Raw genomic sequence first — 16,279 nt, forward strand, 5'->3', positions numbered from 1 at the left:
GCCCTTTCATGACCGACACCCCCCAAGAGAAACGCGGCCCGCTCTATTCCCAGGCAGATCGCGACAACCTGCGTTGGTTCTGGTCGCGCTACCTGCGCAAACACACGGGCAAGCTGCTCGTCGTGCTCTTGATGATCCTCGTGCAGGGCGTGGTCTTCCAGCAATTCCTGTCGATGACCGAAAACGGCCTCAGGGTGATCTTCGAGCGCGGCACGCTGCGCGAATTGGCGATGGTCTGCCTTGCGGTCTTCTTCCTCTTCGCGGTGCGCGGGCTCATGTCCTATCTGGTGCCGCTGGTCACGGTGCGCATGGCCAACCAAGCGATCTTCGAGATGCGCCGCGACATGCTCACCCATCTGATGAAGCTCGACCTCGCCTATTTCGAGCGCACCAAATCCGGCGAAATCATTCAGCGCATCGTGAGCCAGACCCAGACGCTTGGCATGTTCGTCGGCCTCGGCGTCGCCAATGCGGTGCGCGACGCGGTGACCGTGATCATCGTCTCGGGCTATCTGATCTATAAGAACCCCATTCTCTTTGGCACCGCCGTGGTGGTTTTGCCCTTCATCATCTGGGTAATGAACTATGTCTCGGACCGGGTGAAACAGGCGCAGGGCGAGGCCGAAACCGCCATCGCCAACTATATGAACGGGATCGAGGAAACCGTGACCGGCATGCGCACGGTCAAGATTTCGAGCCAGGAGGATATGGAAGTCTCGCGGCTGATGCAGGGCACCAAATCCATCCGCGACCTGCTCAACCGGGTGCAGATCACCCAGGCGCTGGTCATGCCCTCGATCGACCTGAGCTCGGCCTTTGTCTATGTGCTGGTGATCGGCGGCGGCGGCTATATGGTGCTGCGGCCCGAATTCGACGTCGATGGCGCGGGCATCATCACCTTCCTTCTCGGCATGGTCATGGTGTTCGATCCGGCCCGGCTTCTGGCGCAGTTCTTCGGCGGGTTGCAGGCCAATCTGGTGCTGCTCGACCGGGTGCGCGGCCTCTTCCATCAGACCCCCACCATCGCCGACCACGCCGAGGCTGTGGCCGAATTCGACACCCGCGCCGACATCACGCTGGACAAGGTGCGCTTTGCCTATGACCCGGAACAGCCGCTCTTTGACGGGCTCGACCTGACATTCGCCGGCGGCAAGGTCTCGGCCATCGTCGGCGCCACCGGCTCGGGCAAGACGACGATCCTGTCGCTGCTGTCGCGGCTCTATGACACGCAAGGCGGCGAAATCCGCATCGGCGACACGCCCATCGACCGGCTCAAGGTCGGATCGCTGCGCGGCGCGTTTTCGGTGGTGGCGCAGGATATCGTGATCTTCAACGCCTCGATCTGGGACAACATCCGCTATGTGCGCCCCGACGCCACCGAGGCCGAGGTCTGGCAGGCCGCCGAGGATGCCGACATCGCCGAACTCATCCGCCGCCGCGGCGACACCCCCGTCGGCCCCAAGGGCGCCCAGCTCTCGGGCGGCCAGAAACAGCGCATCGCCATCGCCCGCGCCTTCCTGCGCGACGCGCCGATCCTGCTGCTGGACGAGGCGACGTCGGCGCTCGATCAGGCCACCGAGGAACGGATCAAGGCGGCGCTGACCCGGCTCACCAAGGGCAAGACCACCATCATCGTCGCCCATAGGCTGAGCTCGATCTCGGACGCCGACCGGATCTTCGTGCTCGAAGGCGGGCGTCTCGTTGAAGACGGCCAGCATGACGAGCTCCTGGCCGAGAACGGTCTCTATGCTCAGCTCTACAAGGCGCAGAAACGCGGCTATGACGGGCGCTGAGCCCACACACCCCGACTGACGAAATCCCGGCATATTCTGGCGCAAACCCGTGGGGTGGCCGGGCCAGGATTAGGGTATGGCTCCATCTGGTGTTATAAGTATACGCCCTCTGGCCCTATCGCATTTCCCGATTCTGAGGCCAAACAGGTGGATCGAATAGCAAAGACCCCGCGACCGGCCGCTGCCGCGTCCCATCCCGATGGAGAGTTTCATGATGGACGGAAAATTCCTCGATAACGATATCGAAAAAATCGTGGACGCTGACCGCGCCCATGTCTGGCACCACCTGACCCAGCACAAGCCGTTCGAAACCGGCGAGCCGCGGATCATCCTTGAAGGCAAGGACATGCGCGTCTGGGACCAGAAGGGCAAGGAATATGTCGACGCGGTCTCCGGCGGCGTCTGGACCGTCAACGTGGGCTATGGCCGCGAACGGATCGCCAACGCGGTGCGCGACCAGCTGGTGAAACTGCCCTATTTCGCAGGCTCCGCAGGCTCGATCCCCGGCGCGCTCTTCTCCGAGAAACTGATCTCGAAAATGCCCGGCCTGACCCGCGTCTACTATACGAACTCGGGCTCCGAGGCGAATGAGAAGGCGTTCAAGATGGTGCGCCAGATCGCGCACAAACGCTATGGCGGCAAAAAGCACAAGATCCTCTACCGCGACCGCGACTATCACGGCACCACCATCGCCACGCTCTCGGCCGGTGGTCAGGACGAGCGCAGCGCCCAATACGGCCCCTATGTGCCCGGTTTCGTGCGCGTGCCGCACTGCCTTGAATACCGCGCCCAGTGGGATCTCTCGGGCGAGGAATACGGCATCGCGGCCGCCAATGCGATCGAAGAGGTGATCCTCGCCGAAGGCCCCGACACCGTCGGCGCGCTCTGCCTCGAGCCGATCACCGCCGGCGGCGGCGTCATCGTGCCGCCCGAAGGCTACTGGCCCCGCGTGCAGGAAATCTGCGAGAAATACGATATCCTCCTGCATATCGACGAAGTGGTCTGCGGCGTCGGCCGCACCGGCACTTGGTTCGGCTATCAGCATTACGGTGTGAAGCCCGATTTCGTGACCATGGCCAAAGGCGTCGCCTCCGGCTATGCGGCCATCGCCTGCTGCGTCACCTCCGAGCGCGTGTTCGAGCTCTTCAAGGACGACGCCAGCGATCCGCTGAACTATTTCCGCGACATCTCGACCTTTGGCGGCTGCACCGCCGGTCCCGCCGCGGCGCTGGAAAACATGGCGATCATCGAAGAAGAGAACCTGCTCGACAATTGTAACGCCATGGGCGCCTACATGCTCGACCAGCTGCACGCGCTGAAAGACAAGCATGCCGTCATCGGCGATGTCCGCGGCAAGGGCCTCTTCCTCGGCGCCGAACTGGTCGCCGACCGGTCGAGCAAAGAGCCGGTGGATGAAAAGCAGGCCCAGGCCGTGGTCGGCGATTGTGGCGCCCAAGGCGTGATCATCGGGGTCACCAACCGTTCGATCCCGGGCTTCAACAACACGCTGTGCTACTCGCCCGCGCTGATCGCCACCAAGGACGACATCGATCAGATCATCGAGGCCACCGACAAGGCCCTGACCAAGGTCTTCGGCTGATCCAATACCCTCCCTGCACCTGGCAACGCCCCGTGAGTTTCACGGGGCGTTTTTTTACAGGCCTCTCGGAAAAATCCGGGACTGTACCCTCCCGACAACCAACAGCCAGCTACAAATTTGACAAGTCGGCAAAGGCAACCGACCCTATGGGCGTGTCAAACGATTTCAGGAACCGCTGTTATGCGCCCCATCAGCTTCATTAAACTTATTGCACTTCTCGCCATCACATTGATGACCTTACGCCCCTCAGCTTCATGGGCAGACAACGCATCAAAGGCGAATATAGCCTTCATTGAAATGACTGTCGCCCTCACCAAGCTGGAAGCGGTCGAGGACCCGCAAGAACGATTGATCGGCATACAGTCCGTGATCGACGGTCTCGAAAACATCGTAACGAGCTATCCATCGACTGAACTGGCAGTCAAACTTGCCTCTGGGCAATCCATTGGCTCTGTAAATCTCAATCACCTGAAAACCAACCGCGACCAGCTTGCACGCGACATCCAGCGCCAAAAACAGAGAGAGTTAAAGAAAGCCGCACAGGACTCGCTTCGCGAGGCGGAAACCGAAGAACAAATGCAGGCGCTTGATCACGCGAGACATTGCGCAACCGATCTCGACTGTTTCACCAACCTCTTTCAAAGCGCCACCAACAGCCGGGCCCCGGGCCAGCCAGTCAGGACCGAGGACATCGCACTTCTGTTGGCAGCCGCACGCGGCCAAGATACGCAATCGCTCTCCGAAAACGTTAGAGCGCTGTCAAAGGATCTCGAAACCTCTGCTAAACTTGAGGTTCTAACCGGCATTGCGCCGCCCAGGGTGCAAGACGCCCAACGCGCGATCATTCTGCGACTAGTTCAGGCAGTGGACGCCATCGCAGTCACTGCAAAAACATCGGGGCCGGACGCCGCGGCTGCACTGTATCAAGACATTGAATTTATATATGTAGATCAGCTCTTTGATCGTGACTTAAAGGCGGCGATCTTGACGCATATCAGTGCTGATATCCTACGCCTCGGGGGACGCTCCCTTTTGAAAGGATTCACCACGAGCCTATCTCGACACGGTTATCGGCTCTCCGACACAGAGCTCTTGGACCGGGTGACCAAAGATCGGTCCGATTGCGCGGGTGCAGACTGCCGATCACTTGCCACCAAGGCGTTGCAAACCACAGACCGCTCGCTTCTCGAAGCGGCCCTGATGTTTGCGTATCTCGCGGATGATGACCACTTTGCCGAGCTCGTCGAGCTGCACCAGGAACGTTTTCCAATCTCGACGAGCCCCGCAAATCGGAATACGCGCTATATTCTTGAGGCAATACTTGTTCAGCATGTGCGCTCAGGCGGACAGATTGCAGAAGCGGCAATAGAGTATCTGTCGAACGCACCTGACAGAGCCCAGGCAGCCGCTGATATCAGCGCGAGCTTCTACCCATTTATCCTCTCGAGCCAAGACAACCCAAGTTTTAGGTTTGCTCTCTTCAATGTCGTGAATGAACTTCTCAAACAGGCCGTCCTCGCCAAGAAGGACCTGTCAGAGGTAGAGCCCGAAGCGCTTCGCCCGACTCTTCTTTTTCTCGCGGCGAATAGCCCCTGAACTTCGGTCTGAGGTGGCGACATCCGGGATCGTTGCTTGCAACGCAGACCGCCCCCGCCTCAATTCACCTTGGCAGGGTCCCAGGCGGCCAGCACCTTGGAATTGTCGTCGCTGTCATATTCATGCAGCACCTGCTCGCGCACGCCGGGCAATTGGCTGAACTGCTCGGCAAGCTGCTTGGGATACCAGGTCGGCGCGATCTGACCGGGGAAAAGCTCGGCCAGGACGCTCGAGGTGCTGCGCGCGCATTGCGCGCTTGGCACCGCGCCATAGCCCTGCACCAGCGCCATCGCCTTCTGCGCCACGGCGGGCGACACGTCGAGCTCCTGGATCTTGACGTGATAGGTCTCGCGCGCGTGATAGCGGGTGTAGACATCGACCACCGGCGGCGTCGCGCCAAACAGCACATCGTTGCGCTCGGGGATCGTCTCATGCCCGAACGACCCGGCCGGATCGAAAATGATCCGCTGCGAGCCATTGACCATGAGAGAGGTATGCGCCCCGGCCCCGGTCTTGTTGTTGAGCATGGTAAAGAGGGTCAGGCGCGGCGGCCCGTCATGGCGATAGGCCGCGGCCTTGACGGCCTCGTCCGGGGCCCAGACACGTTCGCCCGCGCATCCGCCGAGCGCCAGCATCGCGCAAAGCGCAAACCCGATTGGGCGCATGTCCCGTCCCCCAAGAACTGCGACGCGGCCCGCTCTGGGGCCGCCGTCAGATCAGCAGCTGGATCAGCCGTTGAAAATCGCGAGGAAGATCAGAACCCCGATCGAAAAGATGCCAACGCGCATCGACCATTTGATGAACTGCTCAAAGGTCTTTTCCTGAACGGTGATGTCCATTTCGCCATGCTTGTACTCGGCCATCGTGCCAAATCCTTTTCAAATCGCGTGTTGGTCAGCCTGTTACTGCATTTGCCGCGGGCTGTCACGCCCCATGCTGTCGCAGGGCGGGCGAAAATCGCCCTCCCCTCACTCGGGTTTGAGCCCCTGCGCCAGCCGGAACCCGATGCGCGTCGGCTCTTCTTCCTCGACCTGTTTCGGCAGGGCGCGCAGCATCACGCTGAGCTGCGTCACATGCTGGATGAGCTGGGTTTTCGCCCCGGTCGCATCGCTGCCGTAAAAGGTCACGATATCCGGGTCGAAATAGCCCATGCCCTCGATGCGGATCACCCCGGTCGAATCCCCGGCAAAGCCCATGGCGACCTCATGTTCATTGTCGAGGGTCTTCTCGAAATTCTGGATATAGAGGATGAGCCGCTCATAGGCCCATTGCGCCGGGCTTTTCTGCTCGACGGGTTCGAGCTCGACGCCTTCCACCACATCCTCGCCGCCACGACAGCGTTTGGGATCGGCATGGACCTCACGACAGCGCGGGATCGCGGCCGCTTCCATCGCCTCGGCGGATGTCCTGATTTCGTCTTCCATCGCTCAGCCTTTCTTGCAGCCCTCTTGTGCCTGCCACAGCCACGCCCCATCGGCACGCCGCGCCCGCGTGATGCGGCCAGCCTGATAGAGATGGTTGAGATGTGCAACCGCTTCAACCAGCGCCAGCCCATAGGTGCCGGCATCGATCCGCCGCTTGAAGAGCGGCGCGAAACATTCCGCCGCGGTGCGCGGGCTCGCCAGATGCGCCTCGAGACGGCGCAGGGCCCCGTGGTGATTGTCGATCAATTGCCGCATCCGATGTGGCAGCCCGGTAAAGGGCAGCTTGTGCCCGCTGAGCACCAGATGATCCTCGCGCGCAAACCCCGCCAGCCGCTCGCAGGATTCGAGCCAGTCTGCCAGCGGATCGGCCTCCGGCTCGGTCGGATAGACGCCGATATTGGGGCTGATCGAGCTGATGATCTGATCGCCCGCAATCACCAGCGCATCGTCGCGACTCCAGAGCGTGACATGCTCCGGCGCATGGCCATTGCCAAGCCGCACATCCCAATCGCGCCCGCCCGCCCGGATCACCTCGCCCTCGCGCAGGCGGCGATAGCCCACCGGCAGCGGATAGGAGGTATCGGCGAAATTATAGGGCCGACTCACGCGCCGCGTCTCAAAGATCTCCGGGTCCATCCCGGCACTGCGCCAATAGTCGAGCGCCTGTTCGGTCGGCACCTCCTCCACATCGAGGATGAGCATCCGCGCCATGAGCCAGGCGGTGCGCGACATCCAGAGCTCCGCCCCGAACCGCTCCATGAGCCAGCCCGCCATGCCGATGTGATCCGGGTGATGATGGGTCAGGATCACCCGGCTGACCGGTTTGCCCGCCAAGGGCCCGGCGAGGATCTTCTCCCAGAGCGCCACCGCCCGTTTCGAATGAATGCCCGTGTCGACCACGGTCCAGCTCTCGCCTTCGTCCAGCGCATAGATATTCACATGGTCGAGCGCCATCGGCAGCGGCAGCCGCAGCCAGAGCAGCCCGGGCGCGATCTCGGTGGCCTCGCCCTCGGCGGGCGGTGTGGGCCATGGCATCTGAATGCCGCGCGGCTTGGTCATGTCTTGCATCTGCGGAGGCTCCCTCTGCGCCTCGGGGCGCGCCGCCCCGGTTCGCGCCCAACAGACCCCGCAGGTGCGGCAAGGTCAACCCGCCTGCCCTATCCCACCGCCACAGCGTCGCGTCACTTAGGTCAGGGCCTAAGTTTCTCCTTGACCAAGCGCGCCCGCCGCCAATACTTAGGCACATGGCTAAGTATGATTCGACCCTCTCCGAGTGCTTCACCGCGCTGGGCGACCCGACGCGGCGGCGCATTCTCGAACGGCTCGCCCGGGGCGAGGCCAGCGTGAGCGAGCTCGCCGCGCCGCATGACATGTCGCTGCCCTCCTTCATGGGGCATCTGACCCGTCTCGAGGCCGCCGGGCTCATCACCACCCGCAAGCAGGGGCGCAGCCGGCTCTGCGCGCTCGCCCCCGAGGCCTTTGCCCCCGCCACCGACTGGCTCGCCACCCAGCGCGGCCTCTGGGAGGGCCGTCTCGACCGGCTCGACAGCTATGTCACAACCCTGATGAAGGACCGCAGCTCATGATGCTCGACCCCAAGACCGACCTGAGTTTCACCCGCCGCCTCGCCGCGCCCCGGGCGCTGATCTGGGAGTGCTGGACCTCGCCCGACCATATCCCGCATTTCTTCATCCCCGCGCCGCATCAGGTCACGCGCTGCGACATCGACCTGCGCGTCGGCGGCCGGTTCAACACCACCTTCCTCGTCGAGGGGCAGGAGATGGAGAATACCGGCGTCTATCTCGAGGTCGTGCCACAGACCCGGCTGGTCTTCACCGATGGCTATAGCGAGGGCTGGAAACCCGCCCCCGATCCCTTCATGACCGCCATTCTCGATCTCGAAGACGATGGCGCGGGCGGCACGCTCTATACTGCGACCGCGCGCCACCGCTCACCCGAGGCCCGCAAGAGCCATGAGGACATGGGGTTTCACGACGGCTGGGGCACCGTCGCCGATCAGCTCGAACGCTACGCCCAGAGCCTGTCTCAACGCAGATCCTAACGCAGATCCTCGGGGCTGAGCGCCATCACCCCCTCGGCCCCCGCCGTGGCATGGGCGAGATAGGCGGCGCTCTGCGGCAACAGCCGCCGGATATAGAACCGCGCCAGCCGATGCCGCTTGCCCTCCTCGCCCTCGGCCATCGCCGCCGACAGGTGATAATGCGCGCCCAGAACCCGGCCGAACCCCATGAGAAACGGCACCGCCCCGGCGAACCGCTCGGTCATCTCGCCCTGCGCGAGCATCCATTCCATCGCCTCGCGCAGGTTCTCGGCGGCCTGCCAGACCGGCTCGGCCAGCTCCGGCATCTCGGCCCGCGCCGCCTCGGCCTGGGCCTCGATCTCGTCCAGAATCGCCGCCGCCGCCTCGCCCCCATCCATGAGCTTGCGGCCCACAAGGTCCATCGCCTGAATGCCGTTGGTGCCCTCATAGATCGCGGTGACCCGGACATCGCGGCTATATTGCGCCGCCCCGGTTTCCTCGATGAACCCCATGCCGCCATGCACCTGCACGCCCAACTCGGCCACCCGCATGCCGGTCTCGGTGCCAAAGGCCTTGGCGATAGGCGTCAGAAACGCCGCCCGCGCCGCCCAGTCCGCGCCGCCCGTGGCATGGGCCATGTCGATCGCCACCGCACAGGCGAGCGCAATCGACCGCGCGGCAAAGGTATCGGCCCGCATCTCGGCCAGCATCCGGCGCACATCGGCATGACCGATGATCGCCTTTTCCGGCCCCGCGCTGCGGCCCTGCACCCGCTCCTCGGCATAGGCGAGCGCGGTCTGACAGGCGGCCTCGGCGACGCCGATCCCCTGCCCGCCGACGCCAAGCCGGGCGTTGTTCATCATGGTGAACATCGCCTTCATGCCGCCGCCCTCCTCGCCGATGAGCCAGCCGCGCGCCCCGTCGAACTGCATCACCGCCGTGGGGCTGCCATGCAGGCCGAGCTTGTGCTCGAGGCTCACCACCCGCAGATCATTGGCCGCGCCGGGGTTGCCCGCCTCATCGGGGATATATTTCGGCACCATGAAAAGGCTGATCCCCTTGGTGCCCTCCGGCGCCCCCGGCAGCCGCGCCAGCACGAGGTGACAGACATTCTCGGTGATGTCATTGTCGCCCCAGCTGATGAAAATCTTCTGCCCGGTCACCGCATAGCTGCCATCGCCCTGCGGCTCGGCCTTGGTGCGCAGCGCGCCCACATCCGACCCGGCATGGGCCTCGGTCAGGTTCATCGTCCCGGCCCAATCACCGCTCACCAGCTTGGGCAAATAGACCTCTTTGATCTCGTCGCTCGCATGATGTTCGAGCGCTTCGATCTGGCCCTGTGTCATCAGCGGGCTGAGCTGCAGGCTCAGACAAGCGCCGCTCATCATCTCATTGACCGCCGTGGCAAGGCTCGCAGGCAGGCCCATGCCGCCATGCGCCGGGTCCGCCGCAATCGACACCCAGCCGCCCTCGGCGATGGCGCGATAGCCCTCGGCAAAGCCCGGGCTCGTCCGCACCACCCCGTTCTCGAGCCGCGCCGGCGTCAGATCCCCGGCCCGCTGCAACGGTGCCAGAACCTCTTCGCACATGCGCCCCGCCTCACCGAGAATCGCCGCCCGCAGATCCGGCGTCGCCTCGGCGAACCGCTCTGTCCCGGTCACCTGTTCGAGACCCACAACATGGTCAAAAATGAACTGATAATCCTCAACCGGCGCACGATATGTCATGCTGCACTCCTTGCGTCCCAGCCCGTCCCGGCTTTGCATTCCCTTGCAATCTAGCCTAAGCCCCTCACAGTCACCATCAATCGAAACGCCGCGTCACAAATGACCCCCTCTGATCTGGAAACGCTCCGACTTGCCGATGATGCCGAGGGCCACGCCCGCGCCGCCGCCATCCTGCGCGACGGCGGGCTGGTCGCGCTGCCCACCGAAACGGTCTACGGGCTTGGCGGTGACGCGCGCAACGATATGGCTGTGGCCCGCATCTTCGAGGCCAAGGGGCGGCCGCGCTTCAACCCGCTCATCGTCCATGTCGACAGTATCGACCGCGCCCGGGCTTTCGTCCATTGGTCGGATCAGGCCGACCGGCTGGCCCAGGCCTTCTGGCCCGGCCCGCTCACCCTCGTGCTGCCCCTGCGCGACGATGCCGGGCTGTCGCCGCTGGTGACCGCCGATCTGCCGACGCTGGCCATCCGCCTGCCCGCGCATCCGGTGGCGCAACGGCTGCTGTCGGAATTTGCCGGTCCCGTTGCTGCCCCCTCAGCCAACCCCTCGGGCCGGATCAGCCCGACCACCGCCGACCATGTGCTCGCCGGTCTCGGCGGCCGCATCGCCGCCGTGCTCGATGGCGGGGCCTGCGATGTCGGGCTGGAAAGCACCATTCTCGGCCTTGGCCGCAGCCCGACGCTCCTGCGTCCCGGCGGCCTGCCCACCGGGCCGATCGAGGCGGCGCTCGGCATGGCGCTCGTCCATCACAGCACCGGCGATCCGCTGGTCGCCCCCGGCCAGATGGCCTCGCATTACGCGCCGGGTGCCTGCGTCCGGCTCAACGCCCGCGCCGCCGAACCGGGCGAGCTGTTCCTCGGCTTCGGCCCGGTGGAGTGTGATCTCAACCTCTCGGCGGCGGGCGATCTGACCGAGGCGGCGGCCAATCTCTTTGGCCACCTGCACGCGCTCGACGCCCGCGCCCCCGAGGGCATCGCCGTGGCCCCGGTGCCCGACACCGGGCTCGGCCTCGCCATCAACGACCGGCTCCGCCGCGCCGCCGCGCCGCGCTAGGGCCTTCTTCAGACATTTTTAACGAAAACGGTGGTGTAACCCGGACTTAACCGGTTAACGCCGCGTGCGGTGCTGTAACCGGGGCCATGTCCCGAAATCCGCACTGTCGTCATACCGACGCAATACCGACGTGCTGCCGATGTGCCATTTCGGGGCGATTTTGCCTGTTAACCAAGGGTTTCGACCCTGAGTCGCCTCTCAGGCCCGGCCACCCTCTGCCGAGAGCATCAGCGGCGAAATTCCAAGGCTCGCCAGCGCCGCCTCCCATTTCTCGCCATCCTTGGCCGCGAACACCAACTCCCGCGTCGCATCACAGACGAGCCAGCCATTCCCGGCGATCTCCCCTTCAAGCTGCCCGGGCCCCCACCCGGCATAGCCCAGCGCCAAAATCACGTCGCTCGGCCCCAGCCCCTGCGCCATATCCTCAAGGATATCCATGGTCGCCGTCATCGAGAATTCGGGTGTCACTTCCAGCGTCGAAATCGCCGATTCATAAGACGGATCATGCAGCACGAACCCCCGCCCATGCTCCACCGGACCGCCGAAATGCACCGGCAGGTCGCGGGCCATGGGGGACTTGGGAATAGACAGTTGTTCCAAGAGGTTATCGAGCCGCAGCTCATCGGTCACCTTGTTGATGATCAGCCCCATCGCGCCCTCCGGCGAATAGGCGCACATCAACACGACGGAATGCGCGAACCGGGGATCGCCCATGCCCGGCATGGCGATCAAAAGCTTGCCCGTGAGATCGGTTTCGCTGCTCATATCTCAACAATGGTCTGCCCCGCGCGGGGTTGCAAGCAGAGGCTGCATCCGTGGGCAATCCGATGCCGCATTTGGCCCTTGTCGCGATTGTGAATTGGCATTCCCGCCGCCCTGCCCCATCCTCGCGCCCATGATCATACGTCTCCTCTCCCTCCTTCTGGCCCTCGCCGCCAGCCCGCTTTCCGCCCAGTCCGGCGAGGTCATTTCGGCCCGCATCCTGCCCGGTTGGCGTCTCGCCGACGGCAGCCATATGGCTGGGATCGAATTCACCCTCGCGCCGGGCTGGAAAACCTATTGGCGCGCCCCTGGCGACGCCGGTATCCCGCCCCAGTTCGACTGGCGCGGATCGGGTAATCTGGCCGGGGTCGAGGTGCTCTGGCCGCGCCCGCGCATCATTGATCAGGCGGGGCTCAAGTCCATAGGATACAAGGAAAAAGTGACCCTTCCCCTGCATGTCAAACCGCGCAAATCCGGCGGTGACGTGAGCTTGCGCGGCGTGGTCGATCTCGGCGTGTGCGAAGACATCTGCATCCCGGCGCAGGTCGAGGTCTCGGGCCTTCTGGACCGCGCCACGACCCGCCCCGATCCGCGCGTCGCCGCCGCCCTCGCGGCCCAGCCGCTGACCGCCCGCGAGGCCGGGCTCACCCATGTCTCCTGTCAGATCACCCCCGCCAAGGACGGCATGAGCATCACCGCCCGCCTCACCCTCCCCACCACCGGCGGCACTGAAACCGTGGTGATGGAGGCCGGCAACCCGCTGATCTGGGTCGCCCCCGCCAAGGCCAGCCGCCAAGGCCAGAGCCTCACGGTGCAGAGCTACATGACCCATGTCGAAGGCCGCCCCTTCGCGATTGACCGCTCCGCCCTTCGGCTCACGGTGCTCGGCGCGTCAAAAGCGGTGGATATTCAGGGCTGCCCCGCCCCCTGACGGCGCATCTGTCCGATTGCCAGAACCGCGAAAACCAGCAGGGAAATCAACACGCTACCCGCGATGAACAGGCCCAGCGCCGGGCCTGTCCCGGGCGCGCCGACGAGCGCCGCCCCGGTGGTCAGCGCCGCCCCCAGCGTCACCACGAACCAGCCAAGGATCCCGCCCACCGCCAGCGTCAGCGCCAGCCGCACCGGCGCCTGACGGAACCGCAGCCCATGGCGCAGCGCCGCGAATTGCCGCGCCACATCTTGCTGCATCGCCATCAGCGCCGGCACCACCAGCAGCACCATCACCATGCCAAAACCGAGCCCATAGACCAGCGTGATCACCGTCGGTTTGAGGAACTGCGCCTGTTGCGACCGCTCAAACAGCAGCGGCGCAAGGCCCAGCACCGTGGTCAAAGTGGTAAGCATGATCGGCCGCAACCGGTCCGCCGCCCCGTCGATGATCGACGGGATGAGCCCACGCTCCTTGGCGTAATCGTCGACCGTGGTGACCAAGACGATGGAATCGTTGATGATAATCCCGCTCATCCCGATCAGCCCGACAACGGTGAAAATCGACATCGGCACGCCCCATTGGTGATGCCCATAGATCGTCCCGACGAGGCCAAAGGGAATGATCGCCATCACCACAAGCGGCCGCGTCCAGCTCGAAAACACCCAGGCCAGCACTAGGTAAATCCCCGTCATGGTGAGGATCAGGCCAAGCCGCGCCTCCTTGAGGAACGTGTCCTCCTGCTCGCTCAGCCCCGACAGCCGCCATTCGACCTGCAATTCACTGGCGATGCGCGGCAGGATATCCCCTTCCAGCGCCTCGATAATTTCCTGTGCCCGTGCCGGGTTGTCCTCGGAAATATCGCCGGTAACTGAAATGAGCCGCAGCCCGTTCTCGCGCCGCACCGTGGAAAACCCGGCCCGCCGCTCGACACTCACCAGCTCGGCCAGCGGCACATAGCTGCCCGACGGGGTCCGCAGCTGCATCCCCTCCAGAAAATCCGCCGTCAGCTCGTCCTCGGGCAACTCGACCCGGATCTCGGCACTGCGCGGCCCATCGGGATATTCCGCCGCCGTCATCCCACCCAGCCGGTTGCGCAGCACCCGCCCCAGCGCATCGATGTCAAAGCCGAGCGCCTGCCCCTGCGGCGTCAGATCGAGGATCAGCTCGTCCTTGTCATAGGCCATGTCATCCTCGACCGCCGAGACCTCGGGATAGGCCGAAAGCGCCTGTTTCAGAGCCTGCGACGCTGCCTTGAGCTGCTCTGCCGTGGCCCCGTAAAACTGCACGTCGAGCGCATCGCCCCCGGGCCCTGACCGCGCGCCGCGAAAGCTCACCGTTTCGGCCAGCGGATGCGCCTCCACCGCCTTTTGCAGGTCGGCCACAAAGGCAAAGCTCGAATAGGGCCGCAGGTCCGCATCGATGAGCTCGATGGAAATCGCGCCCAGCTGATCGGCATCCTTGCTCTCGGTCCCCGCAAGGCCCCGGCCCGCATTTCCGCCAACCTCTGCAATGACATAGCTGATCGGATTGCGGCCGTGCTTTGCCTCGTATTCCTTGCCCAGCGCCTCGGTCGCGCGCTGCAATTCGCGCATCATGGCGAGCGAATCCGCCCGTTCCGCCCCCGGCGCCATGGCGAAATTGCCGGTCACGCTGCCGCGTTCCGGCGCGTTGAAAAACCGCCAGTTGACGTCGCCCCGGGCAAAGACCGCGAGCTGCGACGCCAGCGCCAGCAGCATCAGCGCGAGCACCGGGTAGCGCGCCCAGACGACAAAGCTCATGGCAGGCCGAAACAGCCGCTCGCGCACCCGGATAAAGCCCCGGTTCACCATCCGGCTCGGCGCGTCATACCAATGCCGTTCGCCGGAATGGGTGAGCGCATGGGCCATGTGGTTGGGCAGGATGAGAAAACATTCGACCAGCGACGCCAGCAGCACCGCGATCACCGTAAAGGGCATATCCGAGATGAGCGAGCCGAACCGCCCGCTGAGCACCGTCAGCCCGAAAAACGCAATCAGCGTGGTGAGCGTCGCGCTGAACACCGGCATCGCCATACGCTGCGCCGCGTTTTCCGCCGCCACCATGGGGCGTTCGCCCAATTTCCGGGCCCGCGCATCCGCATGTTCGCCGACCACGATGGCATCATCCACCACGATGCCGAGCGTGATGATCAGCGCGAAAAGCGAGATCATGTTGAAGGTGAGCCCCGCGATATACATGAAGGCAATCGCCGCCAGCATCGCCACCGGAATGCCCGCCGCGACCCAAAAGGCGATGCGCGTGTTGAGGAAGAGAAACAGCAGCGCCACCACCAGCACGAGCCCCATAAGCCCATTTTCCAACAAGATGTTAAGCCGCGCCGAGATAAGTTCGGACCGGGTGCGGATCAGGTCGACGCTGACCCCCTCGGGCAGGCTCGCCTGCATCTCGCGGGCGACCTCTTCGACGGTGGTCTGAATGCCGATGGCGTCGCCGCTGGCGCTGCGGTCGACGCGGATCGAGATTGCCGGATCGTCGCCGACGAAATAGCTGCGTTCGCGGGCGATGCCCTCGGTACGGACCGTGGCGATATCGCCCACCGTCAGGGTCGAGCCATCGGCATTGGTGCGCAGCACGATCCCCGCCACATCGGCGGCGCTGCGCTTTTCAACGCCGGTGCGCACCCGGCTGTTGGCCCCCGCCACATCGCCCGCCGGGGTGGCGTTGACCTCAAACCCTACCCTGGCGGCGATTTCGGCCATGGTGATGTCATAGGCCATGAGATTGACCGAGGGCACTTCGACGATAGTTTCCGGCGCCGAGACGCCGCGCAGCGTGGTCCGGGTGACCCCCACTTCAAAGAGGCGCGAGACGAACTCGTCGGCAAACCGGCCCAGCTGCTCGCTGCCCACCGGCCCGGTGATCACCACATCGGTCACCCGGTCGCGCCAGGCGCCCCGGCTCACGCTCGGCTCTTCCGAGGCCTCCGGCAGGGTGGTGATCAGATCGACCGCGCTCTGCACATCATCGGCGGCGCGCCCCATGTCCCAGCCCGGCTCGAATTCGAGCGTGATCGAGGCGCGGCCTTCGCTGCTGCTCGATGAGCCGGTCTCGACGCCTTCGACCGCCAGCAGCGTGGGCTCGAGCACCTGCACGATGGCCGCATCCACATCCTCGGCCCCGGCGCCCTCCCATTCGACCGAAACGCTAACGGTTTCGACCACCACATCGGGAAAGAACTGCGCCCGCATATTGGGGGCCGCGGCGAGGCCGAGCACCACCATCACCACCAAAAGCAGGTTCGCCGCCGTCCGGTGGCGGGTGAAATAGGACAGGATGCCGCCCGCCGCCGGAGGGATGTCGCGCGCCATGG

General features: G+C 64.4%; 14 protein-coding genes. 7 read left to right on the forward strand and 7 right to left on the reverse strand.

Annotated features, from left to right (window positions below):
* Positions 1–8 precede the first annotated feature (8 nt).
* The 3 genes from WA237_RS11645 to WA237_RS11655 all read left to right on the forward strand — a co-directional run bounded on the left by WA237_RS11645 (position 9) and on the right by WA237_RS11655 (position 4,989).
* Positions 9–1,793, forward strand: a complete 1,785-nt coding sequence (locus WA237_RS11645; protein WP_336097830.1) for an ABC transporter ATP-binding protein — start codon at positions 9–11, stop codon at positions 1,791–1,793.
* Between the two features lie 214 nt (positions 1,794–2,007).
* On the forward strand, positions 2,008–3,393 hold the full coding sequence (locus WA237_RS11650; protein WP_040618437.1) for an aminotransferase family protein: 1,386 nt from the start codon (positions 2,008–2,010) through the stop codon (positions 3,391–3,393).
* A 180-nt stretch (positions 3,394–3,573) separates the two neighbouring features.
* The gene (locus WA237_RS11655) at positions 3,574–4,989 is read left to right on the forward strand and encodes a hypothetical protein (protein WP_336097832.1); all 1,416 of its coding nucleotides are present in this window, start codon (positions 3,574–3,576) and stop codon (positions 4,987–4,989) included.
* A 59-nt stretch (positions 4,990–5,048) separates the two neighbouring features.
* Here WA237_RS11655 and WA237_RS11660 read toward each other — a convergent pair whose 3' ends face one another.
* From WA237_RS11660 to WA237_RS11675, 4 genes are all read right to left on the reverse strand, one after another.
* On the reverse strand, positions 5,049–5,654 hold the full coding sequence (locus WA237_RS11660; RefSeq protein ID WP_336097833.1) for a hypothetical protein: 606 nt from the start codon (positions 5,652–5,654) through the stop codon (positions 5,049–5,051).
* Between the two features lie 63 nt (positions 5,655–5,717).
* Entirely contained in the window at positions 5,718–5,852 is a 135-nt protein-coding gene (locus WA237_RS11665) for an aa3-type cytochrome c oxidase subunit IV (RefSeq protein WP_009813970.1), read from the reverse strand.
* A 105-nt stretch (positions 5,853–5,957) separates the two neighbouring features.
* The gene (locus tag WA237_RS11670) at positions 5,958–6,413 is read right to left on the reverse strand and encodes a DUF6173 family protein (protein ID WP_009813969.1); all 456 of its coding nucleotides are present in this window, start codon (positions 6,411–6,413) and stop codon (positions 5,958–5,960) included.
* A gap of 3 nt (positions 6,414–6,416) precedes the next feature.
* Complete coding sequence (locus WA237_RS11675) at positions 6,417–7,481, reverse strand: MBL fold metallo-hydrolase (protein ID WP_336097834.1); 1,065 nt, start codon at positions 7,479–7,481, stop codon at positions 6,417–6,419.
* 176 nt (positions 7,482–7,657) lie between these two features.
* Here WA237_RS11675 and WA237_RS11680 point away from each other — a divergent pair, with 176 nt between their 5' ends.
* Both WA237_RS11680 and WA237_RS11685 read left to right on the forward strand, forming a co-directional pair.
* Positions 7,658–7,999: an ArsR/SmtB family transcription factor gene (locus WA237_RS11680; protein ID WP_336097835.1), complete on the forward strand. Its 342-nt coding sequence runs from the start codon at positions 7,658–7,660 to the stop codon at positions 7,997–7,999.
* Complete coding sequence (locus tag WA237_RS11685) at positions 7,996–8,475, forward strand: SRPBCC family protein (RefSeq protein ID WP_336097836.1); 480 nt, start codon at positions 7,996–7,998, stop codon at positions 8,473–8,475. Before WA237_RS11680 ends, WA237_RS11685 begins: the two co-directional genes overlap by 4 nt.
* On the opposite strand, the gene WA237_RS11690 is transcribed toward WA237_RS11685, so the two are convergent.
* Positions 8,472–10,181 (reverse strand): acyl-CoA dehydrogenase, encoded by a 1,710-nt coding sequence (locus tag WA237_RS11690; RefSeq protein WP_336097838.1) that lies wholly within the window; start codon positions 10,179–10,181, stop codon positions 8,472–8,474. The genes WA237_RS11685 and WA237_RS11690 overlap by 4 nt on opposite strands.
* 99 nt (positions 10,182–10,280) lie before the next feature.
* Between WA237_RS11690 and WA237_RS11695 the strand changes: the two genes are divergently transcribed.
* Positions 10,281–11,234, forward strand: a complete 954-nt coding sequence (locus WA237_RS11695) for an L-threonylcarbamoyladenylate synthase (protein ID WP_336097839.1) — start codon at positions 10,281–10,283, stop codon at positions 11,232–11,234.
* A 198-nt stretch (positions 11,235–11,432) separates the two neighbouring features.
* On the opposite strand, the gene WA237_RS11700 is transcribed toward WA237_RS11695, so the two are convergent.
* Positions 11,433–11,999 (reverse strand): YqgE/AlgH family protein, encoded by a 567-nt coding sequence (locus tag WA237_RS11700; protein ID WP_336097841.1) that lies wholly within the window; start codon positions 11,997–11,999, stop codon positions 11,433–11,435.
* Between the two features lie 130 nt (positions 12,000–12,129).
* On the opposite strand from WA237_RS11700, the gene WA237_RS11705 reads away from it, so the two are divergent.
* The gene (locus WA237_RS11705; protein ID WP_336097842.1) at positions 12,130–12,927 is read left to right on the forward strand and encodes a protein-disulfide reductase DsbD domain-containing protein; all 798 of its coding nucleotides are present in this window, start codon (positions 12,130–12,132) and stop codon (positions 12,925–12,927) included.
* Here WA237_RS11705 and WA237_RS11710 read toward each other — a convergent pair.
* Positions 12,906–16,277, reverse strand: coding sequence for an efflux RND transporter permease subunit (locus tag WA237_RS11710; protein WP_336097844.1), 3,372 nt, complete (start codon positions 16,275–16,277; stop codon positions 12,906–12,908). The genes WA237_RS11705 and WA237_RS11710 overlap by 22 nt on opposite strands.
* Positions 16,278–16,279 lie beyond the last annotated feature (2 nt).

Origin of the sequence: Roseovarius sp. CH_XMU1461 (assembly GCF_037027165.1) — a bacterium.
GTDB lineage: Bacteria > Pseudomonadota > Alphaproteobacteria > Rhodobacterales > Rhodobacteraceae > Roseovarius > Roseovarius nubinhibens.